Origin of the sequence: Lentzea sp. HUAS TT2 (assembly GCF_051853195.1) — a bacterium.
Taxonomy (GTDB): Bacteria; Actinomycetota; Actinomycetes; order Mycobacteriales; family Pseudonocardiaceae; genus Lentzea.
Map to the genome: position 1 here is coordinate 8,455,103 of NZ_CP196667.1, position 25,320 is coordinate 8,480,422.

Sequence of the window (25,320 nt, forward strand, 5' to 3'; positions counted from 1 at the left end):
CCGCCCGGACTCATCCCGTCAGGACGACAGGTGCGTCGGACGTGGCGAAGAGGCTGTCGAACACCCGGACGCGGTCGAAGGACAGGGCGTGCTCGCGTGCCCGGTCCTCCATGAGCCGCCGTTCCTCCGCCGACAGGTCGAACACCACCCGGTCGATCGCGGCGGCGATGTGGGCGGCGTTCCCCGCCTCGACGAGGACGGCCGTCCCGCCCACCGCCTCGCCGACACCTCCGGTGGTGGTCGTGATCACCGGCCCGCCGCCCGCGAGCATCTTCTCGGTCAGCGCGATGCCGAACGTCTCGACGAAGTCCGGTTCCGGCTTGGTCGGCAACGCGTACGCGGCGCAGCCGTTCATCAGCAACGGCTTCTCCTCGTCCTCCACGTCGGTGAGGAACAGGATCCGGTCGTCGTGCCGGGTGATCGCCTGCAGGTGCTCCAGTTCGGGGCCGTTGCCGGCGATCACGAGCTTCAGCCGTGACCGCGCCCGGCTCTGGGCGAACGCCTCCACCAGGTCGTAGATGCCCTTGGCGCGCGTCACCCTGGACAGGAACAACACGTAGCCGTCGCGTTCCAGGCCGCGTCGTTTCAGGGCTGCGTCCACCAGCGCCGGATCGAGGTCGAGGTAGGCCGAGGTGTCGATCGGCGGGTAGCTGACCGTGAGCCGGCGCACGCACTGGCGGGCGAACCTGGTGCCGCAGTGGGAGTCGACGGCCTCCGCGCAGGCGATGATCTCCTGCCTGGTGTACTCCGACACGGCGATCACCTGGTCGTTGGCGAGGAACCGGGTGAACAGGACCACGGCCGCCCCGAACCGCCTCTCGCGCAGGCAGGAGCGGATCACGTTGGTGACGTCCGAGCCGACCGCCTTCGCGATGGTGTGGACGTCCGGTGCGTAGCCGGCCGCGCGGGCCGCGTCGACGGCGTCGCGCACCACGGCGTCGTGCGGAGCGAGGTACATCGAGACGCAGGTGGTGCGGACCGGTTCGGCGAGCAGCTCGACCAGGCGTCCCGTCAACCCGGCCAGGTAACGGCCGTCGGGCACCCGGTAGTCGCCGACCGGCTCCGGCCGTTCCACGGTGATTCCCTTGCTGTACGGCAGGATCCGGTCCAGCGGCTTGAGCGGCAGACCTGCCGCCTGCAGCACGGGTATCGGCCACGTCAGCAACCGGACGTCGTCGAAACCACGGGTGAGCGCGGCCTCTGCCAGGTTGCGGGCTTCTCCGGAGTGACCGCAGATGACTGGGTCGGCCCGGACCACGATGACGAGACGACGGCTTGGCCTGCTCATGTGCGAGCCCCCTTTCCGAGCGGATCGGACACGGACGGCGGCAGGATCTTGCGTCCCCACTCGGAGGGCTGCGGGCCGAGCTCGAGCAGCAGCCGGCCGCCGGCGTGGACGTCGGTCGCGCGCAGATGCGCCGCGTCCAACGGTTTGCCGTTCAGCCGGGCGGACTGCACGTACTGCGGCGGCGGGTGCTCTTCCAGCCCGTCGGAACTGATGGACGTCTCGCGGTGCCCTCGCGTCTCGATGACGAAGTCGCGGTCCCCGAGGTGCAGGGTGGCGTGGCTGAACGCGGGCGCGTTGACGAGGAACAGGTTCTGCCCGGCGACCGGGAACAGGCCGAGTGAAGCCCAGACGTACCAGGAGCTCAGCCCGCCCGAGTCGTCGTTGCCCGGCAGGCCACCGCGACCGGTGCCGAACTGCCACGTCAGCGCCGCGTGCACGATCTCGGCCGTGCGGTCCGGCCGGGCCGCGTAGTGGTAGGACCACGGCGCTTCCATGTCCGGCTCGTTGTTGAGCCCCTCGAACCGGTTCAGCAGGTAGCCGGCCGCCATCTCCGCCGGGTCCGGCTTCCTGCCGGGCTGTGTCACCCGCGGTGCGCCGTAACCGAAGAACGCGTCGAGCGTGCTGACGAAGGCCTCGTTCCCGCCGACCATCGCGATTCGCGCGGCCATGTCGTGCAGCAGCCGGAACGAGTAGTTCCACTTCCCGCCCTCGTAGAACGACGAGTCGAGCAGCAGCCCGGTCTCCGGGTCGAAAGCGTTGGACCACAGGCGACTGCGCGCGTCGAGGTCGTCGGCGAGCTGGACGTCGTTCAGCGTCCGTGCGACACCGGCCGTGCAGTGGCAGGCGTAGGCGAGGTCGAGCGTGTGCGAGATCGGGTGCACGACGCCGTGCTCGTAGAAGTCCTCGCCGTACATCCGGCGCAGGTCGTCGTACATGTGTACAAGAGCCCAGGTCCAGTCCAGGTCGCCGAGACCGAGCGCGTGCACATCGGCCAGCGCGGTGTGGACCAACGCGCTCGCCTGCCGGAAGAACCTGTCCGCGCCGCGCGCCATCCGGTACCCGATGGGGAAGTTGCCCTCCTCCTCGCACACCCGGATCAGCGACTCCAGCAGATCGACCGCCCGGTCAGGGCAGATGGCCATGAGCAACGGCAGCTGCGTCTTGTAGATGTCCCACATCGTGCAGATGTCGAACACGAACGGCCCGGACGACGGCCAGAACGGACTCTCGTCGTCGGCGAAACACGGCTTGACCAGCGAGTGGTACAGCGCCGTGGCGAACACCTGCCGCCGCGCGGGCGACCCGCCCTCGACCTCGACCCGCCCCACGTGGTCGCGCCACCTCTCGGTGGTCTGCTCCCGGACGACGTCGAACGCCGTCGCCCCGTCACCACACTCGCGGTACAGGTTCTCCCTAGCCTGATCGCAGCCGCGCAGGGAGAACCCGATCTGGATCTCGACGCTCTGCCCCGCGGTGGTCGGTCCCATGTAGAGCATCCCGAAGGGGCGCAACGTGGTCTGCCTGATGCGGTCGAAGTCGAGCCGCGTGCCGCCCTCGATCAGCCGGCGGTCGTGCCAGAGCATCTGCCGCCAGCCAGGACTGTCGACCCTGATGTACACCGACAACGGCACGCCCTCGACGACCACCGTGCCTTGAGCGCGGCCGTTGCCCAGGCTTTCCACGTGCGCTCGTAGCGGGACCGTGCGGCCGAGGTCGATGGCCAGCCCGCCGCACGACAGGTCGACGACGAGCCGCGCGCTGCGGTGTTCGGGAAAGGTGTACCGGTGGACGGCGACCTTGGCGCCGACCGTGACCTCACACCGGATGTTCGTGTCGAGGGTGGCCGCGTAGTACCCGGCTTCGGCCGTCTCGTCGTGCAGCGGCCAGGCCTCGCCGAGGACGTCCAGCTGCTGCACCATCGGCGTTACCCGCACGTAGTTGTAGTACTTGCGGATCGCGCCGGTGCCGGACTGCTGGAAGTGCGTGAACCCGGAGGCCTGCAGCCGGTCGAACAACTCCTCGGGCTGGCCCTCGGTGTTCTTCATGTAGAGGCCGTAGCCGGTCGGATAGGCACCGGAGTAGGCGCAGGCGGACACCATGCCCAGCGGCGACGTCGCGCCGGGGTGGGTGTTGCCGACCTGCGCTTTCGGCCACCACCAAGTGGCCGCCAGCCCTTGCGCCGCGGGCAGGGAGGTGGCAGCCGTTCCGATGAATGGATCAATCTCGTTTAGGATGCCGAGACAGTATGTCGGCGCGGGCGCCCGTTGGTTTCAGCGATATGAACATGTGGGCGGGCGCGAATCAGAGATTCCGGTACGGACCGCTGAAGAATCCGACCGAGAACGCCGCCGACACCCCCAGTCCGGCGACGATGATCACGATGTGCGGGTCGACCGTGCGCAGGGCCGTCCCGGCGAGCAGAGCGGACGCCGGATAGGCGAGACCGGCACAGGTCGCCAGCAGGCTCATGACTCGACCGAGCGCTCCAGCAGGCACTGCCTGCTGCAACATCGTCATGTAGAAGACGTTCACCGTGGCCTGCAAGGAAGCGGCGGTGAACAACGCAGCGGTCGCCATCACCAACGAGGACCCCACCGGGATACCCGTCATCGCCAGTCCCTCCGCGGTGCCGAGGCAGAGCGCGACCAGCCCGCGACGCCGCAGGCGAAGCAGTGCCGGTCCCAGCAGAGCTCCCGCGACCGAGCCGGCACCGAGACCGGCCATCATGACCCCGAACCCGAGGGCTCCCCGGCCCAGCGAGTCCTGGGCGAAGATCGGCAGTGCGACCTCGATCAGTCCGACTGCGGCGAGGTTGAACACGAGCGTGGTCAGCAGGGTCATCCTCACCAGCGGAGTGCTGGAGGCGTACCGCAGCACCGATCGCCAGGTCCGCAGCCCGTCGCGGTGCTGTACCGCTGCTTCGACCGGCTGCTGCGACGGACGGATCGCCAGCAGGGTCAGGCTGGACACCAGGAACGTGATCGCGTCGATCAGCAGCCCCACACCGCTCCTGAGCGACCCGACGAGCGTTCCGCCCAGCGCCGGCCCCGCGATGCGCGAGGTGCTCTGCATGATCTGGATCAGGGAGTTGCCCGCCGCGAGCGACTCGGGACGCACGATCTGCGGCAACACGGCGAACGAGGCCGGCATGAAGATCCCGCCCAGCGCGCCGAACGGAACCGCGACCGCGATCATGGTCCACAGTGGAATGCGTTCATAGGCGGTGAGTACGACGAAACCGAGCACGACGACGGCACGGAGTGCGTCCGCGGCAAGCATCACCGGCCGGGCTCCTAGACGGTCGGCGAGCGCTCCGCCGACCGGGAGGAAGGCCAGCCTGGCCGCTCCGTAGCAGGCCAGCACCACGCCTAGGTTCGCTGGACCGCCGCCCTGGTCGAGCATGACGAACGGCAACGTGACGAGGTAGATGCCGTCGCCGATCTGGGAGAGCAGCTGGCCGGCGAGGTACAGCGCGAAGCGTCGTTCCCGCAACGGGGTCGGCAGGCGGCCGCCGATGAGTTTCGCTGTGGTATCCAGTCTGTCCTCCTGCACACACGATTTTTCAAGCAGAGCGTCATGACGACCAGGTACAGGAGGCAAGCGTGAGGCTTCTTCTCACGTCCGCAGGTGTCAGCAACCCGAGCATCCGCGATGCGTTGGTCGACCTGCTGGGCAGGCCGATCGCCGGCTCCACCGCCCTGTGCATCCCCACGGCGACGTACGGCAGCTCGTACGGCGGGCCGGCGTCGGCCTGGAGCTTCATCACCGGCGAGTCGCCGCTGCCCATGTGCGACCTGGGGTGGAAGTCGCTGGGCGTCCTGGAGTTGACGGCGCTGCCCAGCGTCGGCGAGGACCGGTGGGTTCCCTGGGTGCGGGAGGCCGACGTGCTGCTGGTGGGCGGCGGTGACCCGCTGTACCTGTGCCACTGGATGCGGCAGTCCGGGCTGGCGGACCTGCTGCCCTCGCTGCAGGACAAGGTCTGGGTGGGGCTGAGTGCGGGAAGCATGGTGATGACCCCCAGGATCGGTGACGACTTCGTCGGGTGGACGTCCCCCGGTGGGGACGACAGCACCCTCGGGGTCGTCGATTTCTCGATCTTCCCGCATCTGGGTCTCCTGCCGGACAACACCATGGCCGCTGCCGAGCGGTGGGCGGCCGAGATCGCGGGGCCGGCGTACGCGATCGACGACCAGACGGCCGTCAAGGTTGCGGACGGCACCGTCGAGGTCGTCTCCGAGGGACAGTGGAAGCGGTTCCCCTCCTAGCCCTGGTTGGATGACGCCGTGCACTACAACGAGGTTGAGCAGGCCGTCCACGAATTGGTCGCGGCCGCCGACGACGAGAGACGCCACCGGTTCTGCGCGGAGACCGTGGTCCGGCTGACCACGGGCGACGACCTCGCGGACGCGGCCGAGACCGAGTTCGACGACGACGCCCGGCAGGCGTTCGAACAGGCGCGCACGGACCCCGCGGGCAGCACGCCGGACCAGCTGCGCGCGTGGCTGGACACGATCGACGAGGGCACGCTGTCCGACGGCGACATGGACCCGCAGGTGCTGTGGGCGCTGGAGGCCCTGGAGCACTGGGCGGGTTTCCTCGCCGACCGCGACCCCGAGTTCGTCGAGCAGCTGGCGATCCGGTCGCTGGAGTCGGTGGACTTCGAGGTCTCCGCGCGCCTGGACGACTTCCTCGCGTCCCCGGAGATGGCGGCCGAGTTCGAGCGGATCGGCAGGCACCTGCGCTAGCTCGGCCGGACATGGTCCCTGAAGCGGCCGCGCCGCGTGGCCGAATCGGAGTAGAACACCCCGATTCGGGCAGATGACCTCAAACGACGCAACAGGGCAACTCTCTGCGGTATCTCTGTTACTGAGGGCAACATCGCCCTTTCGGTAACGCAGAACATGGGGAGTTCGCGTTGAAGAAATCGATTCTCGCCGCAGGACTCGCGGCCGCCGTGGGTGTCACCACGGCGGCCGTACCTCCGGCCATGGGGGAAACCACCGCAGCGCAGCACGTCGACGCGGGTGGTCTGACGACAACGGTCACGCTGATCACCGGTGACCTCGTGCACGTGTCCAACGGGCAGGTGCAGACGCACGCGGCGAAGGGCCGCGAAGGCGTCCGGTTCCACCACTACACGGACGACCGGGGCGATCTGCACGTCATCCCGCTCGACGTCCAGCAGCAGATCACGTCGGGTGCGCTCGACCAGCGGCTGTTCGACGTCTCGCTGCTCGCGCGGTCCGGGTACGACGACGCCGCGCGCGACACGATCCCGTTGATCGTCGAGGGCGGGGCCGCGCTGCGTTCGGCGGACGCGAAGTCGTTGCCGAGCATCGGCGCCCACGCCGTGAAGGCCGACAAGAAGGGCGGCTTCTGGTCGGCGGCGCGCACCACCGGCGCGGCCAAGGTGTGGCTCGACGGGAAGATCACCGCCTCGCTCGACCGCAGTGCCGCCCAGATCGGGGCACCTCAGGCGTGGCAGCAGGGCTTCACCGGGTCCGGCGCCACGATCGCCGTGCTCGACACCGGCATCGACACCACGCACCCCGACCTGCAGGGCTCTGTGGTGGAGGAGAAGAACTTCACGCCGGCTGCCACCACCGACGACAAGTTCGGCCACGGCACGCACGTCGCGTCGACGATCACCGGTGACGGCAGGTACAAGGGCATCGCGCCGGACGCGAAGCTGTTCAACGGCAAGGTGCTCGACGACAACGGCAGCGGCAGCGAGTCCGGCGTCATCGAGGGCATGGAGTGGGCCGCGGCCAAGGCCGACGTCGTCAACATGAGCCTCGGCACCAACGCACCGAGCGACGGCACCGACCTCGTGTCGCAGGCCGTCAACCGGCTCACCGCGGAGCACGGCGCGCTGTTCGTGGTCTCGGCGGGCAACTCGGGCGGCCCGGTCGCCTCCCCCGCGGCCGCGGACGCCGCGCTGACCGTCGGTGCGGTCGACCGCACCGAGAAGCTGGCCACCTTCTCGAGCCGCGGCCCTCGCGTCGGCGACGGGGCGATCAAGCCGGACATCACGGCGCCCGGTGTGGACATCGTCGCGGCGAAGGCGAAGAACGGTGTCATCGGTACCCCGGTCGACGAGGGGCACGTGTCCCTGTCCGGCACGTCGATGGCGGCACCGCACGTCGCGGGGGCGGCGGCGATCCTCGCGGCGAAGAACCCCGCGTGGTCCGCGCAGGACATCAAGACCACGCTGATGAACTCCGCCAAGCCCTACGCCGACTCCGGTGTGTTCGACCAGGGCGCCGGACGCGTCGACGTGGCCCGCGCGGTCACCAGCAGCCCGGTCGCCACCCCGGCCAGCGTCGGCTTCGGCACGGCGCAGTGGCCGCACGACGACGACCAGCCGATCACCAAGAAGATCACCTACCGCAACACCGGCACCGAGCCGCTCACGCTCGACCTGACCGTCGCCGAGCAGAAGCCGGCGGCGGACGGCCTGTTCAGCGTGTCCCCTGCTCAGTTGACCGTCCCGGCGGGAGGCACCGCGGAGGCCGCGGTCACCGCCGACACCCGCGTGGCGGTCCCGGACGGCGTGTACGGCGCCGCGATCGTCGCGTCCAACGGCGTCCGCGTGCCGATCGGCGTGCACAAGGAGCCCGAGAGCTACGAAGTGACGCTCACCTACATCGGTCACGACGGCAAGCCCGCCGACGCGTGGCGGTACCTGCTGCTGGGCTACGACCGCCGCACGTTCGTCGAGGGCGCGGCCCCGACCGGTACCGCGAAGATCCGCGTGCCCAAGGGGAAGTACCTCGTGAGCACGTTCTTCGACACGCCTTCCGGCGATCCGGCCGTGCGCAACAAGCTCACCGTGGCGTACGAACCGTCCGTCGAGATCACCGGCACCAAGACCCTGACCTTCGACGCCCGCACGGCCAAGGAGCCGTCGATCACCGTCGACCGCCAGGACGTCACGCAGGCGGACGGGTCGCTGACCGTGCAACTCGACACCGGCGACTTCGGTTACGGCAGCGGCTGGGGCACCCGGAGCTGGAAGGACTTCTACGTCCACCCGTCGGCCACGTCGGCCGAGGGCTTCACGTGGTCCGCGGCCAGCGTGTTCGCCAAGCAGAACACCGAAGGCACGTTCTACGGCAGCCCGTACCAGTTCCACTCGCAGACCGCGGGCAAGAACGGGCTCCCCGCCGCGATCAGGCACAGCGAACGCGAACGGGACATGGCCCAGGTCGACGCCACGCTGAAGGCCCGCGTCCCCGGCTCGAGCGGTAGTCGCAACAACGGCGTCTACGGCCCGCTCCCCTTCAAGCTCAAGGAGTTCTACACGCCCGGCGTGGCGTGGAGCCGGTCGTTGTTCGAGGACTTCGGCCCGGCGGTGCCGCCGAGCGTCGTGGTCGACGTGAACGCGAAGACGTTCAAGCGTGGCGCCAAGAGCACGGAGCAGTGGAACACCGCCGTGTTCGGGCCGGCCTTCCCGGCGTTCCCGGCCGAGGTGACCGGGTCCTGGGCGGGACGGCAGGGTGACCAGCTGTTCGCGAACACGCAGCTGTTCGCCGACGGCACCGGTGAGCACCAGACGATCGACTTCGGCAACAGCAAGGGCAGCACCAGGCTGTCCGCGAACGGCAAGGTGATCGCCGAGTCCGGGGAACCGGGTTACCTGTTCACCCCGGTGCCCGCGGCGAAGGCCACCTACCAGCTGCACACCGAGGGCAACCGCGACCCGCTCTCGTCGAAGGTGACGGCGGACTGGACGTTCAGCTCGGAGACCGTGCCGGGCGACCTCGCCAAGGCGTTGCCGCTGCTCGCGGTCCGGTTCGAGCCGAGGCTGGACGAGCAGAACCAGGGCCGCGCGGGCAGTGTGCTCACCATCCCGGTGACGGTGCAGCGCAACGGTGCCAAGGCCGATGTCACCGACGTCCGCACGCCCCAGGTCGAGGTCTCCTACGACGAGGGCAAGACCTGGCAGCGGACGACCGTGTTCAAGGCCGGCGGCAAGTGGCTGCTAACGCTGCCTCACCCGAAGAACGCGAAGTCGGTGTCGTTCAAGGCGAAGACCGGTGACGCCCAGGGCTCCGTCGACCAGACGGTGATCCAGGCGTACACCCTGAAGTAGTCTGATTCGGTCACTCGTTGATCAGTCCCTTGTGGACTGATCAACGAGTGCTGACCGCCTCGTCGAGGAAGCCGCCGGACTGGTGGCGCCAGAGCTTCGCGTAGGTCCCCTCGGCGTCGAGCAGTTCCGCGTGCGTGCCCTGTTCGACGATCCGGCCCCGGTCGAGCACGATCAGCCGGTCCATCCGCACGACCGTGCTCAGCCGGTGTGCCACCACGATCGCGGTACGTCCCTCCATGAGCCGCCACAGCGCCTCCTGGACCAGCACCTCGCTCTCCGAGTCCAGCGCGCTGGTCGCCTCGTCCAGCAGCAGGATCGGCGCGTCCCGCAGGATGGCGCGAGCCAGCGCGACCCGTTGCCGCTGCCCACCGGACAACTTGATACCGCGTTCCCCGACCATCGTGTCGAACCCGTCGGGTAGCGCATCCACGAACTCCGTCACGTGCGCGGCATGCGCGGCACCGTAGATCTCGGCGTCGGTAGCGCCCGGCCGCGCGAACGCGATGTTCTCGCGCAACGTCCGGTGGAACATGGCCGGGTCCTGCGGCACGTACCCGATCAGCCCGCGCAGATCGGCCTGGCTCAGCCGGGCGATGTCCTGCCCGCCGATGAGGACGCGCCCCCGATCGACGTCCATCAGTCGCAGCAGCAAGCGGGTGAGCGTGGTCTTACCGCCGCCGGACCGGCCGACGAGCCCGATCCGCGTGCCCGCCGGGATGTCCAGGTCGAGCCCGTCGAACAACGGCTCGCCGCCGCCGTGCGTGAACACGACGTTCTCGAACCGCACCTGCGAATCCTTCACCCGCAACGGTTCCGGGCTCTTCGGGTCCAGCACCGTCGGCGGGTCGAGCAGCAGTTCGGTGAACTGCGCCGCCTCGGTCAGCGCGCTCTCCACCTGCCGGTAGATCTGGTTGAACTCGAACATGATCCGCGTCGCGTTCCCGAAGTACGCGAACGTGACCACGATCGCCTCCACACCGAGCCCGTCACTGACCCCGATCGCCACCACGAGGCCGAGCACGTTGGTGAGCACGGACAGCGGCGCGATCACGGTGTCGATGCGCAGGTTGTTGTAGTCCCACGACCGCAGCGCCAGCGTCCGCTGCTTGGCGGCACGGCTCCGGTGCTCCGCGCCTTCTCGATGCTCGGCCGCGAACGCCCGCACCGTCTCCATGTTCGTGAGCGTGTCCGAGACGTGCCCGGACACCTGGGCGATAGCGGCCTCTCGTTGGTCGACCAGCCGCTGGCGGTGGCGGATGAGCGGCGCGACCACACATCCCGTGATGACGATCAGGCCGATCAGCACCGCGACGAGCAACGGGTGGTAGCTCCACAGCACGACGCAGGCGAACCCCAGCGGGATGAGGTTGGCGAAGACCTTGAACGCCATCGCGTCCACGAAGTCCTCGAAGCGGAACGCGAAGCTCAGCACCCGTTTGGTGAGCGAGCCGGCGAAGTTGTCGTGGAAGAACGCCGCGTCCTTGCCCAGCAGCTCGTCCATCGCGAGGGCGGACAGGTGTTCGATCCCTCGGCCGTCCACGCGGTTGAGGCAGTGCAGGCCGATGCGCCACAACAGTTCCGACAGCAGCATGAAGCCGCCGAAGGCCAGCACGTACGGGAGGACGGTGCCTGGATTTGTGCCGCCTCCGCTTGCCAGCTTTCCGACTAGCGCACCTATGGCCAACGGGGCCAGGTAGAGCTGGGACGTGACGCCCAGCGCGGGTAGCACTAGTGCGCCCACGGTCATGAAACCGTGGCGGCGCAGTTCTTTTCCGTACAGGCGTAGAGCTAGTGGTACCGCGTTCTTGCGTACAGGCCTTTCCGGTTCTGGCACGAACGTCCCACCCCCTTCCGTGCGCGCTCAGGTTCCTCATGCTGCCGCAGATGGCCGGGTGGCAGCGATCGAATATCGCCGCGGGAGCAGCCTGCGCCACACGGAATCGTTGTCATCGTCAACCGAAAATGCATTGCACAGACCCAGCCCGCCGTCGAAGCTTCGACTCGTGGGGATGTTGGACGCCATCGCGGCTAGGGTCGCGCGGGGCGAAAAGGTGCAGTTCCGCCCGACCGGGTCGACACGGCGAAGCTCGACGTGGACGACATCGTGCTAGTGCGGGTCGCCGGAACGACCTACTTGCACCGGGTGACCGCGATCGCCGGACAACGGGTGCAGATCGGGAACAACCGAGGTCGGATCAACGGCTGGACCACCAGGGACCGCGTCTTCGGGCTCTGCGTGGACGTGGACGGCGTCCCGCGCAAGAACATCGAAGGCAAGGTCGCGCACACCGAACCTTCACAGAACCTCCCCACAACCCGGCCAACGAATGCGGCGACCCGGCCGTCCTCCCTTCATGTTCACCACATGGGTCGAGAGCTTCGAGGCCGAAGCGGCACGCCGGGAGCGGATCGGTGATCCCGACTGGGCCGTCGGCGCCCGGCTGCACCCCGACGTCGTCAAGAGCGTGCAGCGGTTCCAGGTCGGCGAGTCCGGCGACGGCGCCAACCTGATCGCCAAGGCAGGTGGCGGTGCGTACGGCGCGGCGGTGCGGTTGTTCGTCGCCGAGGAGCAGAACCACGCGCGGATGCTGGAGCACCTGCTGCGGGCGGCCGGTCAGCCGACGATCAGTTCACATTGGACGGACGCGGTGTTCGTGCGGCTGCGTCGTGCGCTGGGGCTGCGGCTGGAACTGATGATGCTACTCATCGCCGAGACCGTGGCGCTGCGGTACTACCGGGCGTTGCGGGACGGCTGTCGCGACCCGCTCACCGCTGCCGTCGCGGATCGGATCCTGCAGGACGAGGAGCGGCACGTTCCGTTCCACCAGGCCCGGCTCGGCCGGGTCTGGTGGCCTGCTCGGGCGTTCTGGTGGTTGCTGTTCGTCGGGGCCGTGGTGACGGTCGCGCACGACCACGCGCAGGGACTGCGGCAGCTCGACGTCGGGCCTTGGCAGTTCGTCCTGCAGACGCTCGAGATCGTTCGACAGCAAGGGATCATGAACGGCGAGGCGCATCATGCTGCGCGCACGGGCGCGTCCTGAAGTTGCCTACGACTCGGCGACGTGGACCAGAAGACCGGGACCGGCCTCGGGCACGACGTCGTGCGCTGTCATTCGTTCTCCGCAGCAGTCGCACGCCAGGGTGACCCGTGCTTCGCCGGGGCAGTCGCGATGCCGGTAGTGCACGGGAGGCCCGTCCGGTGCCATGTGGGTGTCGCCCCAGTCCCTGATCGCCATCAGGATCGGGTAGAGGTCGTGCCCCTTGCGGCTGAGCCGGTACTCGGCGTGGTCCCCGTCGGCGGCCTGCTGGCGCACCAGGATGCCGTGGTCCACCAGGCGGCCGAGGCGGTCCTGCAGGCGGCTGCGCGGGATTCCCAGGCCGCTTTGGAACGCGTTGAAGCGCCTCACGCCCGCGAACGCCTCCTTCAGGATCAGCAACGTCCACCTGTCCCCCAGCACCACCAGCGGGCGGGTGATCGAGCAGGGCAGGTCGGCGAGCTGTTCGTACCGCATGAACGGATGCTACCGAAGATGGTCTCTTTTCGAGACCGTCTTCGTGCTAGTTTCAGTCTCGAAAAGAGACTGCCTTGGAGGTTCCCGTGAGCGCGGCCACCGTCACGCCCCCTGACCTGCACGAGACGCTGCAGCGGTTGCTCGCCGAGAGGTGGACCTGCCGGCAGTTCCTGCCCGAGGCGGTCCCGCGGGACGCCATCGAGCAGGTGCTCGCCCTCGCCCAGCGCACGCCGTCCTGGTGCAACACGCAGCCGTGGCACGTGACCGTCACCGAAGGCGCCGCGACGGACAGGCTGCGCACGCAGTTGCTCGAGCACCTGCAGAACAACCCGGGCCAGCCGGACTTCCCCTTCCCCACCCAGTACACGGGCGTCTACCAGGAACGCCGGCGGGAGTGCGGCAAGCAGCTCTACACCAGCCTCGGCATCGAGCGCGGCGATCACGAGGGCGCGGGCCGGCAGATGCTGCGCAACTTCGAGCTGTTCGACGCGCCGCACGTCGCGATCATCACCACCGAGGCCGACCTCGGCGTGTACGGCGCTATCGACTGCGGGCTTTACCTCAACTCGTTCCTGCTCGCCGCGCAGAGCCTTGGCATCGCCACGGCGCCGCAGGCCGCGCTCGCGGGGTACTCCGGCTTCCTGCGCGACCACTTCGGGCTTCCGGAGTCCCGGCGGGTCGTCGTCGGGGTCTCGTTCGGGTACCCCGACACGGCGCATCCGGCCAACGGTTTCCGCACCACCCGTGCGAACACCGACGCCGCCGTGACCTGGCACTCCGCCTAGCCGGTGCGGGTCAGCCGGATGGTGAACGCGGCGCCGGTCTGCGTCATGGTGTCGCCCTGACAGGTGTACTGCTCCGGCTCCACGCCCGCCTCGAGTGGACCGGTTTGCTGCACCACACCGTCCATCGTCACCGTGGTGGTTCCGCTGGCCGTCGGGTTGCTGTACAGGATCTGGCCGGCTTCGGTGTCGTACGTGAAGGTGATCGTTCCTGAGCTGACCGATCGAAGCGTCTTCCCGTTGAGCGTTCCGGTCGTGACGTTCTCGGTGCCGAAGTCGAGAACCGCGGTGCCGTCCGCGCGGAACCGTTGGACCCGGCCGCTGCTGGTGAACCGCACGTCGACCCCGGCGGGAGACTTCACGTGCGACTCGTTGGAGGTCTCGACCCACGTCCCGACCACACAAGTGTCCACTGTGGTCTCTGGCGGGTTGGTGGGCGGCGGCTTCTCGTCGTCGGGTGCGGCGGTGGACGAGTTCACGTACCCGGTCCACGTGTTCCAGTCTCCCGGAAGTCCGGGTAGCGCGGCCACGATCATGACCACTGCCAGCAGAGCGACGGGCAGAGCGGACGTGGGCACACCAGGGGCATCGGCGGGTTCCGGGGTGCGTCGCCGCAGCAGGGCAGCGATCGCCGCGCCGAGCAGCGCGCCCGGAACCGCCAGAATCAAGCCCTTGACCAGAATCGTGTGCAGGTAGCCGGTGAGATCGGTGAGGCCGACGACCGGGGCACAACTCGCCGGGGCGGTTCCGTACAGGTCGATGCAGCGGCTGAACAGGAGGACGGCGAGCCAGCCGATGGTGGCGAGTGTTCCCGTCACGGACACCGCGAGCGCGATGAGGGCGGGACGGTACCGGCGGACGCGGGCGGCGACGAGACCGGCGACTACGGCTTGTGCGAGCACTGCCACGGTGATGTACGTGCACAGCTGCACGTAGCCGAAGTAGGTGGTCTCGGTCGTGAAGGTGGTGTCCTGCCGAACGTTCAGCGGCAAGGCGGACTTGGCCACGTAGGACAGGGCCACACCGATGATCATCACGGCGACGCCACCGCCCAGTCCGATGGTCAACGCCTGGCGGAGACGCAGGGCAGTTCCATGGCGGCGGAACGTGATGACGATCGGCACGAGCCAGAGCAGGGTCAGGCCGGGCAGGGTGAGCGGGTTGCCGGTCACGTACTGCAGCGGGGGCCAGGTGATGTCGGTCCACCAGGCGAGCGTGCGGTACCAGCCGATCTCCGCACCGGTACCGGGGACGGAACCGAAGATCGGCGTCCACAGCGCCAATCCGAGGTCGCGGAGGACGAACCACGCGGCGAACCAGGGCGCGGCAACGATTCCGGCAGCCGCGACCACCGCCAAAGGCGCCCACCGACGCGGCGTCAGTGCGAGGCGCAGGACGGACAGCGTCCATCCGGACAGCAGCACCCCGCCGGCCACCAGCAGCAGCGTGGTGACGACAACGGCCGCGACTCCGCCCAGACCGGCGAACGGCTGGTCCCACCCGACGGTCGCGTGGAGCAGCGACAGGGACTCGCCGAGCACGAACCCGGCAGCGAGAACCACCGGGCAGAGCAACAACGTCCGCCGGGGCAGGTCAACGGCGTGCCACAGCGTGACGGCGAGCAACCCGGTGAGGACCAGCGCGACCACCAGCCCGACCAGGCCCCTGTTGAGGGCCGCGGTCGTCACGAACAGGAGATCGAGCACGAAGCTGAAGTTGGTGGCGAGCATGCCCGCCGCGATCCCGGCACCGGCCAGCACCCACAGGCTGGGGCGCGCCAGGACGGCCGGGTCGTCGAGCACGGCCAGCCGCTGCCGGGGATCGGGATGCGTGCTCAGCAACGCCCGCCACCGCGGGCCGGTCGGTATCCGGAGGCGGCCGACGAGGCCACGGAGAGCGCCGTCCGGTCCGTCGTGGACGGCGGCGATCGCGTCGGCGTGCAGTTCCCGGACGCGCAGGATCGCGTTGCGGGTCAGGTACACCAGCACGGTGAGCGCCAGCAGCGAGACGAGTACGGCCAGCGTTCCCGTCCAGTGGCTCGTCAGGGCCGTCACGGGCCAGCCGAGTGGAACGGCGAGCAGCAGGCCGACCACGAACGGGATCAGGGCGACGACCACGAACGCCCGCCAGATCGCCATGGTCAGGTAGGTCTTGTCCACGTCCCGGTGCCACAGGTGCGCCAGCTCGTGCAGCACCACCGCGCGAAACGCCGCCCGATCGGTGGCGTACAGGACCACCAGCCCCGCGTTGAGCTGCACGCGGCGGCGCCGGACGTGACCGAACGCCCGCCCACCGGCCGTGGCGTACGGCGCGAGCAGCCACTCCGGGGAGCGGGCCAGTCCGACCTGCCGGCTCACGTCGCCGAGGTAGGCAAGCAACTCCGGGCTGCCCCCAGCGGACAACGGGACCGATCGGCTCCGGCGGATGATCCACCACGGGTGCAGCCAGTACAGGACCACCGCCAAGCCGAACAGCAGCGCGAGCCCATATCCCGCCCACGACACCTCGTCGAGGTACACAGGCGCCAGGCACCGCTTCACGCGCGAGGCGGCCTGCGCGCGCCACGACACGTCCTCCGGCAGGCCGGACACCTCCGCGAAGCAGCGCTTCTGGGCCTCCACCTGACGAGCCGCGTTCGCCGGCACCAGCAGGTGCAGGAGCATGAACATGGTCGAGCTCGTGGCCGCGACCACCGCGATCAGCAGCGTGAACCGCGTTGTCGTCCCTGCAGGCACGCCATGCGCCTCTGTCATCGCCGACCTCCCCGCAGCGGCACTGAACGCTCCTCGACCCGCGAAGATCGGCCCCAGCAGAGGGTTCTCCTGGTCGTTCGGACGTGCGAGGGTTCGCGCACTTCTCACTCGATCGTCGTAGGCGAATTCCACCTGGAACAGAATTCGGGCGTGGCCGGGGGTCAGGAGCCGACGCTGCTCCGGACGACTGGACGTGGACTGAACGGACGCTGGATTCGACCGCTTACCAACAGGATTCGGCCGTTGCCGTGATCGAACGGCCTGTGCCAGCATGGCGATGGCACGGGGGGTGTTGTTGCGCGTCCAGGTTCTCGGCCCGGTGCGGGCCTGGCAGGACGGCCGGGAGATCGAACTCGGTCCGGCGGGGAGGCGCGCGGTGCTCGGGCTGCTGGCCCTGTCCGGCGGGCGGGTGGTGCCGCGGGCGGACCTGGTCGACGCGCTGTGGGGTGAGAACCCGCCGCCCAGCGCCACCAACGTGATCCAGACGCACGTCAAGCACCTGCGCCGGTTGTTCGACCCTGAGCGGCACCGGTATGCGCGCAGCACCAGCATTCCGTTCGTCGGTGACGGCTATGCGTTGCGCATCGCGGACGACGAGGTCGACGTGGACCGGTTCCGCGAACTCGTGTCGGCGGCCGGTCGGACCAGCGTCGCGGAGGAGGTCGCCGAACTGCTCGGCACGGCGCTCGGGCTGTGGCAGGGGCGGCCGCTCGCCGACCAACCCGGACTGACCGGGCACGCGAAAGTCGTCGCGTTGCTGGGCGAACGACGCACCGCGTTGCTCGCCCACGCCGAGACGATGATCGGGCTCGGCCGGGCGGTGGACCTGTTGCCACTGCTGGTGGAGCACGCGGCCGACCACCCGTTGGACGAAGTGGTGCAGGCGGTTCTCGTACGCGCCTACGCGGCAGCTGGTCGGCGTGCGGACGCGTTCGCCGTTTACGACAGCACTCGGCGGGCGCTGCGGGAGGAACTCGCGATCGGTCCGGGGGCGGAACTCGTTGGTGCGCATGCGGCGTTGCTTGACGAACCACCGGTCCGGTCTCATCGTGCAGGTCCGGCGCCGGCGCAGTTGCCCGGTAACGCGCCCGGTTTCCTGGGCCGGGCAACGGAACTGGCCGCGCTCGACGGGCTGCTCGCCGAACGCGACCCGGCGGCCACGGCGGTGATCGCGGTGTGCGGGACGGCCGGGGTGGGCAAGACGGCACTGGCCGTCCATTGGGGACACCGGTTGCGCTCCGGGTTCCCGGACGGCCAGTTGTACGTGAACCTGCGCGGTTACGAGTCCGGGAAGCCGGTGGCCACCGCGGACGTGCTGGGAGGGTTCCTGGAAGCGCTGGGGGTCGCCGCGGCCGCGATCCCCGTCGACGTGGACGCGCGTGCCGCCCGGTACCGGACCGAGGTGGCCGACCGGCGGCTGCTGATCGTGCTGGACAACGCGGCGGCGACCGAGCAGGTGCGGCTGCTGCTGCCCGGTGCGCCGTCGTGCGTGGTCGTCGTGACGAGCAGGGACAGCCTGGCGAGTCTGGTCGCGGTGCACGGCGCGCGGCGGCTGGACCTCAGGCCGTTGCGGCGGGGTGACGCGATCGTGTTGCTGCGCAAGCTGATCGGTGACCGGGTGCGGGCCGAGCCCGCGGTGGTGGCGGAGCTCGCCGAACAGTGCGCGTTCCTACCGTTGCCGTTGCGGGTGGCCGCCGAGCTCGTGGTCAGCCGGCCGGAGACCGCGCCGGCCGAGCTGATCCGAGAGCTCGGCGACCGGCAGCGGAGACTGCGCCTGCTCGACGCCGGCGGTGACGACCGGGCGGCGGTGCGCGAGGTGCTTTCCTGGTCCTACAAGCACCTTCCGGCCGAGGCCGCGCGGCTGTTCCGGCTACTGGGCGCGCACCCCGGCCATGACTTCGACGTGCCCTGCGCCGCCGCCCTCGCCGACCGGCGCCCGGACGTCGCGGGCCGGCTGCTGGACGTGCTCGTCCGCGCGCACCTGGTCGACCGCGGTCCGGCCGGGCGGCACGGCATGCACGACCTGCTCCGCGCCTACGCCGTCGACCTGGCACAGGACGAACCCGAACGGCCCGCGGCGTTCGACCGGTTGCTCGACCACTACCTGACTTCCACGGCCGCGGCGATGGAGATCGTCTACCCCACCGGCCAGGCGGCCGCACCGGTGGCCGACCCGGCCAGGATGCGCGCGTGGCTCGACGCGGAACGGCCCAACCTGACCGACCTCTGCGCGTTCGCCGCCGGTCACGACCGCCCACGACAGGCGATGCGGCTGGCCGAGATGCTGTACCGCTACCTCGAGGCCGGGTACCACTCCGAGGCACTTGTCGTGCACACCAACGGTTTGCGCGCGGCACGCCTGGTCGGCGACCGCGAGGGCGAGGCGCGCGCGTTGACGAACCTGGGCGCGGTGCACCGGCTACTCGGCCGCTACGGCCCCGCGGCGGCCCGCCTGCGCCAGTCACTGCGCCTGCACCGCAACGGCTCCGACCGCGCCGGCGAGGCCCGCGCGTTGTCGCACCTCGGCATCATCGAGGACCGGCTCGGCGACGTCGGCGCCTCGATCGGGTACCTCCGCCAGGCGCTCACCCGGTACCGCGAGCTGGGCGACCGGCACGGCACGGCCTCGGTGCTGACCAACCTCGGCACCGTGCAGGGCCAGACGGGCGACCACGCGGGTGCGTCCGAGGCCCTGAACGCGGGCAGGGACCTGTTCCGCGAGCTCGGTGACCGCGCCGGTGAGGCGGCCGCGCTGACCAACCTGGCCGAGGCGTACACGCACCTCGGCCGCCAGGCCACGGCCGTGGCGCACCTGCACGACGCGCTCGCCCACTTCCGCGACCTGGGGCACCGCTACGGGGAGGCCTCGGCGCTGTCCACCCTGGGCCAGCTCCACGTGCACCTGGGCCGCGAGGAGGAGGCGATCGGGCTGCTCGAGGAGGCGCTGGAGATCTTCCGGGCGACCGGGCACCGCTACGGCGAGGCGAACACGCTGAACAGCCTCGCCGAGGCCCTGCGCGCGACCGGCAGGCCGGGTGCGCCCGCCGCCTATCGGGAGGCGTTGGCGCTCGCGACCGAGACCGGCGACAAGGACGAGCAGTCCCGTGCGACGGCGGGTATCGCGTTGTGCGGCGGGGACACGCCTGCCGGTCCGCGGGACGGCAGAGCCTGAGAACGCCGCTCCACGAGGTCAGCAGGTGACGTTGACGGTCGCACTCGCCTTGAACGACACGTGCACGTGGTCCATGTGGTTGGCCGTGGGGCTACCGCGGTCCTCCATCGGCGTGAAGCCGCTGCCGTCGTTGTAGCGCTGGCGCCAGATCACGTAGGTGACGCCGAACGCCTTCTGGTTGGCCAGCACGTAGTCGGCCAGGGCGTTGCCGGTGGCGGTGTTGACCATGAAGTCCAGCGCGAGGCCCTGGGGATGCTCACCGGAGCCACCGCGGCCGACGGCACCACCGATGTCCTCGACGCCGAACTTGCCCGCGATGTGGTGGCCCACCTGCGCCACGTGCGGCTTGGTGCCTTCCAGCGTGGTCGGGCAGGGCGGCGGTGGAGGTGGAGGTGGAGGCGGCGGGGGCGGCGGGGCCTCGGACGTCGTCGTGGTCACCGGAGGCGGCGTGGTGGTCACCGGGGCTTCCGAGGACGACGGCGCGGAGCTCGAGGACGTGGCAGGCCGCAGGTCCTGGCTCACGGAGCTCGACGAGGCGCCCAGGAAAGCGGCCGCGCCGGCCGGATCGACCGGCTGGTCGGAAGAGCGGACCACCCAGGTGGTCGCGGCCAAGGCCGCGCCGAGGGTGACGGCGACTGCGATGGGCAGCGTACGGCTGGCTGGCTTCGTACTATGTCGGCCCGGCATTCGGGAACACCTTGCGTTGGGGACGGGGCATGCTCATACGCGGCGCGATATTACGAAACGAACACGAGAACATCACGGCCAAGTGCTCATGCTCACATCTCCCCTGGCGATTGAACCATTCCAGCCCCGTGCACGTACCCGGTCATGTCGCACTGTCCACCGAGGTCATCGCCCTGTTCCGGCTCGGCTGCCGAAAACGGCTCCACGCGTTCGACGCGGACCACCAGCGCTACCGGGTCGTCAGGTAGCCGGCAGGCGCCCGTCCCATCGCCACGGCCTGCCCGAGCAACGTGAGCGCGGCCTCCGCGGCCGAACCGGGTTCCGCCGTCACGACGGTCAGCGTCTGGTCCGGGGCGTGCGGGATGCGGAGCGTCTGCTGCTTCACCACGACCTCCCCCGCGACGGGGTGGTGCATGTGGTGCACGGTGCTGTCGCAGGCGCGGACGCGGTGGCCTGCCCACATCGTCGCGAACTCGGGGCTGCGGGTCGCCAGCTCGCCCACGAGGGCGCTCAGTTCCTGGTCCTCCGGGTACTTGCCGGTGGTGAGGCGGAGGTTGCCGACCACGGCACGGGCCTTGACCGCCCAGTTCCGGTAGAGGGCGCGGGTGTGCGCGTCGAGGAAGATCAGCCGAGTCATGTTGGGGCGGTCCGCGGGGCGTTGCGGGCTGGAGTACTCGAGGTGGCCGGCCAGGAAGGCGTGGCCCAGCGGGTTCCACGCCAGCACGTCGCCGCGCCTGCCCAGCAGGATCGCCGGTTGGGCCAGCGTGGCGACGAGCTCGGCGGTGTCGGGCGAGACGCGTTCCGGTGGTGGCTTCGGCGCGGTGCGGTGGCGTCGTGGCTGGGCCAGTTCGCGCAGGTGGGCGTGTTCGTCGGGGGTCAGTTGCAACGCTCGGGCCAGTGCGGCCACGACCTCCTGCGACGCGTGCAGCGCCTGTCCTTGTTCCAGCCGGACGTAGTAGGAGGCGCTGACACCGGCCAGGCCGGCGACCTCCTCGCGGCGCAGGCCGGGGACCCGGCGCCGTTCGCCGTAGGTCGGCAGACCGACCTGTTCTGGCTGCAGGCGCGCCCGGCAGGCCTGGAGGTACTCGGCGAGCTGTCCCTGTCCGCTCATCCAGCCAGTATGCGCAGATCGGTCCCGCCGAGCCTGACCACGTCAGTGGTAGGCAAGGGCGGGTCTGGTTGCCCGCGGCCGGGGTTCGCAGGATCGACGGCATGGACACGATCGAACTGGGAGACGTCTCCGTCACCCGCGTCTGGGAGTACTACGGCTCGGTGGAGATGACGCCCGAGGTCTTCTTCCCCGAGAGCTCGGAACAGGTCTGGGAGGGCGTGGCGCCGGAGTTCCTCGACCCCGCGACCGGGCACGTGCGCGCCGCGATCCAGACGTGGCTGGTGCGCAGCGAGGGCAGGACGATCCTGGTCGACACCGGCGTCGGCAACCACAAGGAGCGCCCCTACGCCCCGGTGTGGAGCCATCTCGCCACGGACTTCCTCGGCGACCTCGCCCGCGCCGGCGTCCGCCCCGAGGACGTGGACGTCGTCGTCAACACCCACCTGCACATCGACCACGTCGGCTGGAACACCCGCCTCGAAGGACGCACCTGGGTGCCGACCTTCCCCAACGCCACCTACCTGATGCCGAAGGACGACTTCGACTTCTGGAACCCCGCCAACAACAGGCCCGCCCTGCTCGGCCGCGGCAACCAGAACGTCTTCGAGGACAGCGTCGCCCCCGTGCACGAGGCCGGTCTGACGCACCTGTGGGAGCACGGCCACCAGATCGACGCCAACCTGCGCCTGGAACCGGCACCCGGCCACACCCCGGGCTCCAGCGTCCTGACCCTCGCCTCCGGCACGGACCGCGCGGTGTTCGTGGGCGACCTGATGCACGCGCCGGTGCAGGTCCTCGAACCGGACGCCAACAGCTGCTTCTGCGAGAACCCCGCCGAGGCCCGCGCCACCCGCCGCAGGATCCTGGGCGAGGCCGCGGACACCCGCACGCTGGTGTTCCCGGCACACTTCCCCGGCGGCGGCGCCGTCGAGGTCGCACGCGACGCGGACACGTTCGCCATCAAGGACTGGGCGCCCTTCTCCTCGTACGGACAGAGGTGAAGCCGATGGAGGTAGTCACCACCCGAGGCCCCGTGCGCGGGCTGAGCCGGGACGGGATCACCGCGTTCCTCGGCATCCCGTACGCCGCCGCACCCATCGGCGCCGGCCGGTTCGCGGCACCCGTGGAGCACGAGCCGTGGCGGGACGTGCGCGACGCCACCGAGTTCGGGCCCACCGCCCCGCAGGCGCCGCGCCTGCTCGGCTCCATGGACCTGCGCGCCTACTTCGGTGACGGCTGGCACCGCGGCGAGGACTACCTCACCGTCAACGTCTGGACGCCGGATCCCACCGCCACCGGCCTGCCCGTCATGGTGTTCGTGCACGGCGGCGGTTTCGTCGCGGGCTCGGGACGCGCCGAGTCGTACGACGGGTCGGCGTTCGCCCGTGACGGCGTCGTGCTCGTCACCCTGAACTACCGCCTCGGTGTCGCGGGGTTCCTCGACGTTCCCGGCGCACCGGCCAACCGCGGCCTGCTCGACGTGGTCGCGGCACTGCGCTGGGTGCGGGAGAACATCGCCGGGTTCGGCGGCGACCCCGGCACCGTCACGGTGTTCGGCCAGTCCGCCGGGGCGACCATCGTCGGCGGACTGCTGGCCACACCGGAGGCCACCGGGCTGTTCCAGCGCGCGATCGTCCAAAGTGGAAGCGGCCTGGGTGCCTTCTCCCCCGAGCAGGCGTCCCGCGTCACCCGTGCCGCCGCCGATCTCCTCGGCATCGAGGCGAGCGCTCGAGCATTCGCGGAGATCTCCGACGAGCGTCTCGTCGAGACGGCGTCCCGGCTCGCGGGCATCGACCTGCGCACCGCGACGCACACCGATCCGCTGGTCGGGCTGAGCCCGTTCAGCCTCGTGCTCGACACGCAACCCGCGGACGCCACCGTCGCCGAGGTCGACCTGCTGATCGGCGCGAACACCGAGGAGGGCAACCTCTACCTGGTCCCGTTCGGCACGTACGACAGCTCGACCAGCGCGGACGTGGACGCCGTCGCGGCCAGGGCGCACCCCGACCCCGTGCGGCTGGCCAAGACCTACCGCGAGCAACGTCCGGCGGCCACCGACGGGGAGATCCGGTCGGCCGTCCTCGGTGACGCCCTGTTCGGCGCGGGCACCTGGGCGCTCGCCGAGGCGTACGCCCGTCGCTCACGGGCTTTCGCCTACGAGTTCGCGTGGCGGTCACCCGCGCTCGACGGCGCGCTCGGCGCCACGCACACCGTCGAGCTCCCGTTCGTGTTCGGGCTGACCGGCCTGCCCTCGCTGCACGGGCCGAACAGGCTGCTCGGCGAGGGCGAAGTGCCGCCGTCCCTCGTCACGCGGGTCCACGACAGCTGGGTCCGCTTCGCCCGCACCGGGGATCCCGGCTGGCCGCGCTACACCCCGGACAGGCGCACCACCATGCGGTTCGACGTGGACAGCGGCACCGTCGACGACCCGCGCGGCGCGGAAAGGCGGGTGTGGGAACGAGCCTAAGGGGCTGGAACCGGCGCACCCGCGCAGCTGCTCCTCGACGTGCGGCCGGTGTCGAAGAACGTCACCGCGGCCTCGGCACACGGCAGGTCCTGCAACGAGCCGTGGGCGTCGTCCTCGATCGTCATCAGGTCCCCGCCGATGCGACCGCGCATCTCCAGGGCCCAGCCGATCGGCGTCACCGGCTCGTACAGGTGGCCGACGAGCTGCACAGGGCTCTTGCCCGCCTTGAGGTCCCACGGCCTGCCCTCGGTCGGCCAGCCGACACAGCGCTGTTCGTAGAGTCCGAACCGGCCGGCCACGGGGAAGTGTTCGACGCGCTCCTCGTGGTGGCGCCACACGGTCTCGAAGTCGCGTGGGCTGGGCGAGTCGTTGCACAGCAAGGCGGTCTGCGGGAACGGGTCGTAGCGTTGGACGTCCGCGTCCCAGCCGAGGCCGCCCGGCCGGTTCTGAGCAGGCGCCGCCCCGGTGTCCTTGATGGACTTGAGCTGGGCGGCGAGGCCGGCCCATTCCTTGAGGGGGTTGGCGTACATCATGTTCACGGTGTCGCCGTCGACGACGCTGCCGTCGGGCATCGTGCGCGGGTGTGCGGTCAGCTCGGCCCGCAGGTCCAGCAGTGCCTGCGCGACAACGGTCTGGGTCGAACCGAGGTGGTAGACGGTGTCGTAGCGGGCGATCCAGGCGGCGAACTCGTGGAAGGTGTTCTCGCCCGCGTTGGCCTGGCCGTCGTCCATCGTCTTCACGTCGAGCACCGGCGGCACGACCGAGTCGAGCAGCATCCGGCTCACGTGGTCGTCGAACAGGGTCCGGTACAGCGCGCCGAGCCCGGTGCCCCACGAGATCCCGTAGTAGCCGATCTTCGTCTCGCCGAGTGCCTCGCGGATCACGTCCATGTCGCGGGCGACGTTCTCGGTCGTCATGGAGCGGACGAGGTCCGGGTCGCGGTCGAAGCACTCGCGGTTGCGCTTCGCGTCGCGTTCGGCGGCGAACCTGGCGCGTTCCTTCGGGGACAACGACGGGTCCGGCTGCGTCTCGTCGCGTTCGCACGGAACGGCTGTGCTGTAACCGATGCCGCGCGGGTCGAAGCCGACGAGGTCGTGCCGGGCGTTGAGCCCGCCTGCCTTGCTCGCGGCGAGATGACCCGGCATCGTCACGCCCTGCTGGCCGGGGCCTCCGGGGTTCACCAGGATCGCACCGGTCAGGTCACCGGTGGCCTTGAGCCTGCTGACGGCTATCTCGATCCGCCGCCCGCCGGGGTTCGCGTGGTCGAGCGGCACCGAGACCATCGCGCATTCGGTGCGCTGGTCGTCCTTGTTCCACCCGGCGGCCACCGCCGAGCACGGTTTCCAGTCCGGACGCTCCGCGGCGGAGGCGACACCGCTGGTGCAGAGCACGGAGCCCATCAGCACGACCACGGACAGCATGGGACGCAAGGGTTTCCTCCTCAGGTTGGCGG

Annotated in this window: 17 protein-coding genes; 8 read left to right on the forward strand and 9 right to left on the reverse strand. The window is 70.0% G+C overall.

All coding sequences use genetic code 11. The features are described from left to right. Positions 1–10: 10 nt before the first annotated feature. From ACSHWB_RS40065 to ACSHWB_RS40075, 3 genes are all read right to left on the reverse strand, one after another. Positions 11–1,288 carry a glycosyltransferase gene (locus tag ACSHWB_RS40065; protein WP_439658532.1) on the reverse strand — a complete coding sequence of 426 codons (1,278 nt, stop codon included), beginning with the start codon at positions 1,286–1,288 and terminating at the stop codon, positions 11–13. After that, positions 1,285–3,522: a glycoside hydrolase domain-containing protein gene (locus tag ACSHWB_RS40070; RefSeq protein ID WP_439664750.1), complete on the reverse strand. Its 2,238-nt coding sequence runs from the start codon at positions 3,520–3,522 to the stop codon at positions 1,285–1,287. The genes ACSHWB_RS40065 and ACSHWB_RS40070 overlap by 4 nt, the downstream gene beginning before the upstream one ends. Before the next feature lie 67 nt (positions 3,523–3,589). Continuing rightward, a complete protein-coding gene (locus tag ACSHWB_RS40075) occupies positions 3,590–4,840 on the reverse strand; it encodes an MFS transporter (protein ID WP_439658533.1) in 1,251 nt (416 codons plus the stop codon). Between the two features lie 50 nt (positions 4,841–4,890). Here ACSHWB_RS40075 and ACSHWB_RS40080 point away from each other — a divergent pair, with 50 nt between their 5' ends. The 3 genes from ACSHWB_RS40080 (at position 4,891) to ACSHWB_RS40090 (ending at position 9,383) form a co-directional block, all read left to right on the forward strand. Then, a complete protein-coding gene (locus tag ACSHWB_RS40080; RefSeq protein ID WP_439658534.1) occupies positions 4,891–5,553 on the forward strand; it encodes a Type 1 glutamine amidotransferase-like domain-containing protein in 663 nt (220 codons plus the stop codon). 18 nt (positions 5,554–5,571) lie between these two features. Then, a complete protein-coding gene (locus ACSHWB_RS40085; protein WP_439658535.1) occupies positions 5,572–6,033 on the forward strand; it encodes a hypothetical protein in 462 nt (153 codons plus the stop codon). Between the two features lie 170 nt (positions 6,034–6,203). Next, positions 6,204–9,383: a S8 family serine peptidase gene (locus tag ACSHWB_RS40090; RefSeq protein ID WP_439658536.1), complete on the forward strand. Its 3,180-nt coding sequence runs from the start codon at positions 6,204–6,206 to the stop codon at positions 9,381–9,383. Positions 9,384–9,423: 40 nt separating this feature from the next. Here the strand turns inward: ACSHWB_RS40090 and ACSHWB_RS40095 are convergent, their stop codons facing one another. Further along, positions 9,424–11,217 carry an ABC transporter ATP-binding protein gene (locus ACSHWB_RS40095; RefSeq protein ID WP_439658537.1) on the reverse strand — a complete coding sequence of 598 codons (1,794 nt, stop codon included), beginning with the start codon at positions 11,215–11,217 and terminating at the stop codon, positions 9,424–9,426. Positions 11,218–11,737: 520 nt separating this feature from the next. On the opposite strand from ACSHWB_RS40095, the gene ACSHWB_RS40100 reads away from it, so the two are divergent. Further along, entirely contained in the window at positions 11,738–12,424 is a 687-nt protein-coding gene (locus ACSHWB_RS40100) for a ferritin-like domain-containing protein (RefSeq protein ID WP_439658538.1), read from the forward strand. A gap of 6 nt (positions 12,425–12,430) precedes the next feature. Here ACSHWB_RS40100 and ACSHWB_RS40105 read toward each other — a convergent pair whose 3' ends face one another. After that, complete coding sequence (locus ACSHWB_RS40105; RefSeq protein ID WP_439658539.1) at positions 12,431–12,895, reverse strand: winged helix-turn-helix transcriptional regulator; 465 nt, start codon at positions 12,893–12,895, stop codon at positions 12,431–12,433. A gap of 86 nt (positions 12,896–12,981) precedes the next feature. On the opposite strand from ACSHWB_RS40105, the gene ACSHWB_RS40110 reads away from it, so the two are divergent. Further along, the gene (locus ACSHWB_RS40110) at positions 12,982–13,680 is read left to right on the forward strand and encodes a nitroreductase (protein WP_439658540.1); all 699 of its coding nucleotides are present in this window, start codon (positions 12,982–12,984) and stop codon (positions 13,678–13,680) included. Here ACSHWB_RS40110 and ACSHWB_RS40115 read toward each other — a convergent pair. Next, entirely contained in the window at positions 13,677–16,430 is a 2,754-nt protein-coding gene (locus tag ACSHWB_RS40115; protein ID WP_439658541.1) for a M48 family metalloprotease, read from the reverse strand. The genes ACSHWB_RS40110 and ACSHWB_RS40115 overlap by 4 nt on opposite strands. Positions 16,431–16,701: 271 nt before the next feature. On the opposite strand from ACSHWB_RS40115, the gene ACSHWB_RS40120 reads away from it, so the two are divergent. Then, positions 16,702–19,602: a tetratricopeptide repeat protein gene (locus tag ACSHWB_RS40120; RefSeq protein ID WP_439658542.1), complete on the forward strand. Its 2,901-nt coding sequence runs from the start codon at positions 16,702–16,704 to the stop codon at positions 19,600–19,602. 18 nt (positions 19,603–19,620) lie between these two features. Here the strand turns inward: ACSHWB_RS40120 and ACSHWB_RS40125 are convergent, their stop codons facing one another. Both ACSHWB_RS40125 and ACSHWB_RS40130 read right to left on the reverse strand, forming a co-directional pair. Continuing rightward, positions 19,621–20,214, reverse strand: coding sequence for a hypothetical protein (locus ACSHWB_RS40125; RefSeq protein ID WP_439658543.1), 594 nt, complete (start codon positions 20,212–20,214; stop codon positions 19,621–19,623). A gap of 304 nt (positions 20,215–20,518) precedes the next feature. Next, positions 20,519–21,400 (reverse strand): helix-turn-helix transcriptional regulator, encoded by an 882-nt coding sequence (locus ACSHWB_RS40130; RefSeq protein WP_439658544.1) that lies wholly within the window; start codon positions 21,398–21,400, stop codon positions 20,519–20,521. A 101-nt stretch (positions 21,401–21,501) separates the two neighbouring features. Here ACSHWB_RS40130 and ACSHWB_RS40135 point away from each other — a divergent pair, with 101 nt between their 5' ends. Together ACSHWB_RS40135 and ACSHWB_RS40140 are read left to right on the forward strand one after the other, a co-directional pair. Beyond that, entirely contained in the window at positions 21,502–22,401 is a 900-nt protein-coding gene (locus ACSHWB_RS40135) for an MBL fold metallo-hydrolase (RefSeq protein WP_439658545.1), read from the forward strand. Positions 22,402–22,406: 5 nt separating this feature from the next. Beyond that, positions 22,407–23,867: a carboxylesterase/lipase family protein gene (locus tag ACSHWB_RS40140; RefSeq protein WP_439658546.1), complete on the forward strand. Its 1,461-nt coding sequence runs from the start codon at positions 22,407–22,409 to the stop codon at positions 23,865–23,867. Here ACSHWB_RS40140 and ACSHWB_RS40145 read toward each other — a convergent pair. Further along, the gene (locus ACSHWB_RS40145; RefSeq protein WP_439664751.1) at positions 23,864–25,288 is read right to left on the reverse strand and encodes an alpha/beta fold hydrolase; all 1,425 of its coding nucleotides are present in this window, start codon (positions 25,286–25,288) and stop codon (positions 23,864–23,866) included. The two genes, ACSHWB_RS40140 and ACSHWB_RS40145, sit on opposite strands and share 4 nt — an antisense overlap. Positions 25,289–25,320: the final 32 nt, after the last annotated feature.

Excerpts from the sequence above, each read along its gene's own strand:
- ACSHWB_RS40130 (WP_439658544.1), bottom strand. The coding sequence starts at position 21,400 with ATGAGCGGACAGGGACAGCTCGCCGAGTACCTCCAGGCCTGCCGGGCG.
- ACSHWB_RS40100 (WP_439658538.1), top strand. The coding sequence starts at position 11,738 with ATGTTCACCACATGGGTCGAGAGCTTCGAGGCCGAAGCGGCACGCCGG.
- ACSHWB_RS40115 (WP_439658541.1), bottom strand. The coding sequence starts at position 16,430 with ATGACAGAGGCGCATGGCGTGCCTGCAGGGACGACAACGCGGTTCACG.
- ACSHWB_RS40145 (WP_439664751.1), bottom strand. The coding sequence starts at position 25,288 with ATGCTGTCCGTGGTCGTGCTGATGGGCTCCGTGCTCTGCACCAGCGGT.
- ACSHWB_RS40140 (WP_439658546.1), top strand. The coding sequence starts at position 22,407 with ATGGAGGTAGTCACCACCCGAGGCCCCGTGCGCGGGCTGAGCCGGGAC.
- ACSHWB_RS40135 (WP_439658545.1), top strand. The coding sequence starts at position 21,502 with ATGGACACGATCGAACTGGGAGACGTCTCCGTCACCCGCGTCTGGGAG.
- ACSHWB_RS40120 (WP_439658542.1), top strand. The coding sequence starts at position 16,702 with ATGGCGATGGCACGGGGGGTGTTGTTGCGCGTCCAGGTTCTCGGCCCG.
- ACSHWB_RS40065 (WP_439658532.1), bottom strand. The coding sequence starts at position 1,288 with ATGAGCAGGCCAAGCCGTCGTCTCGTCATCGTGGTCCGGGCCGACCCA.
- ACSHWB_RS40105 (WP_439658539.1), bottom strand. The coding sequence starts at position 12,895 with ATGCGGTACGAACAGCTCGCCGACCTGCCCTGCTCGATCACCCGCCCG.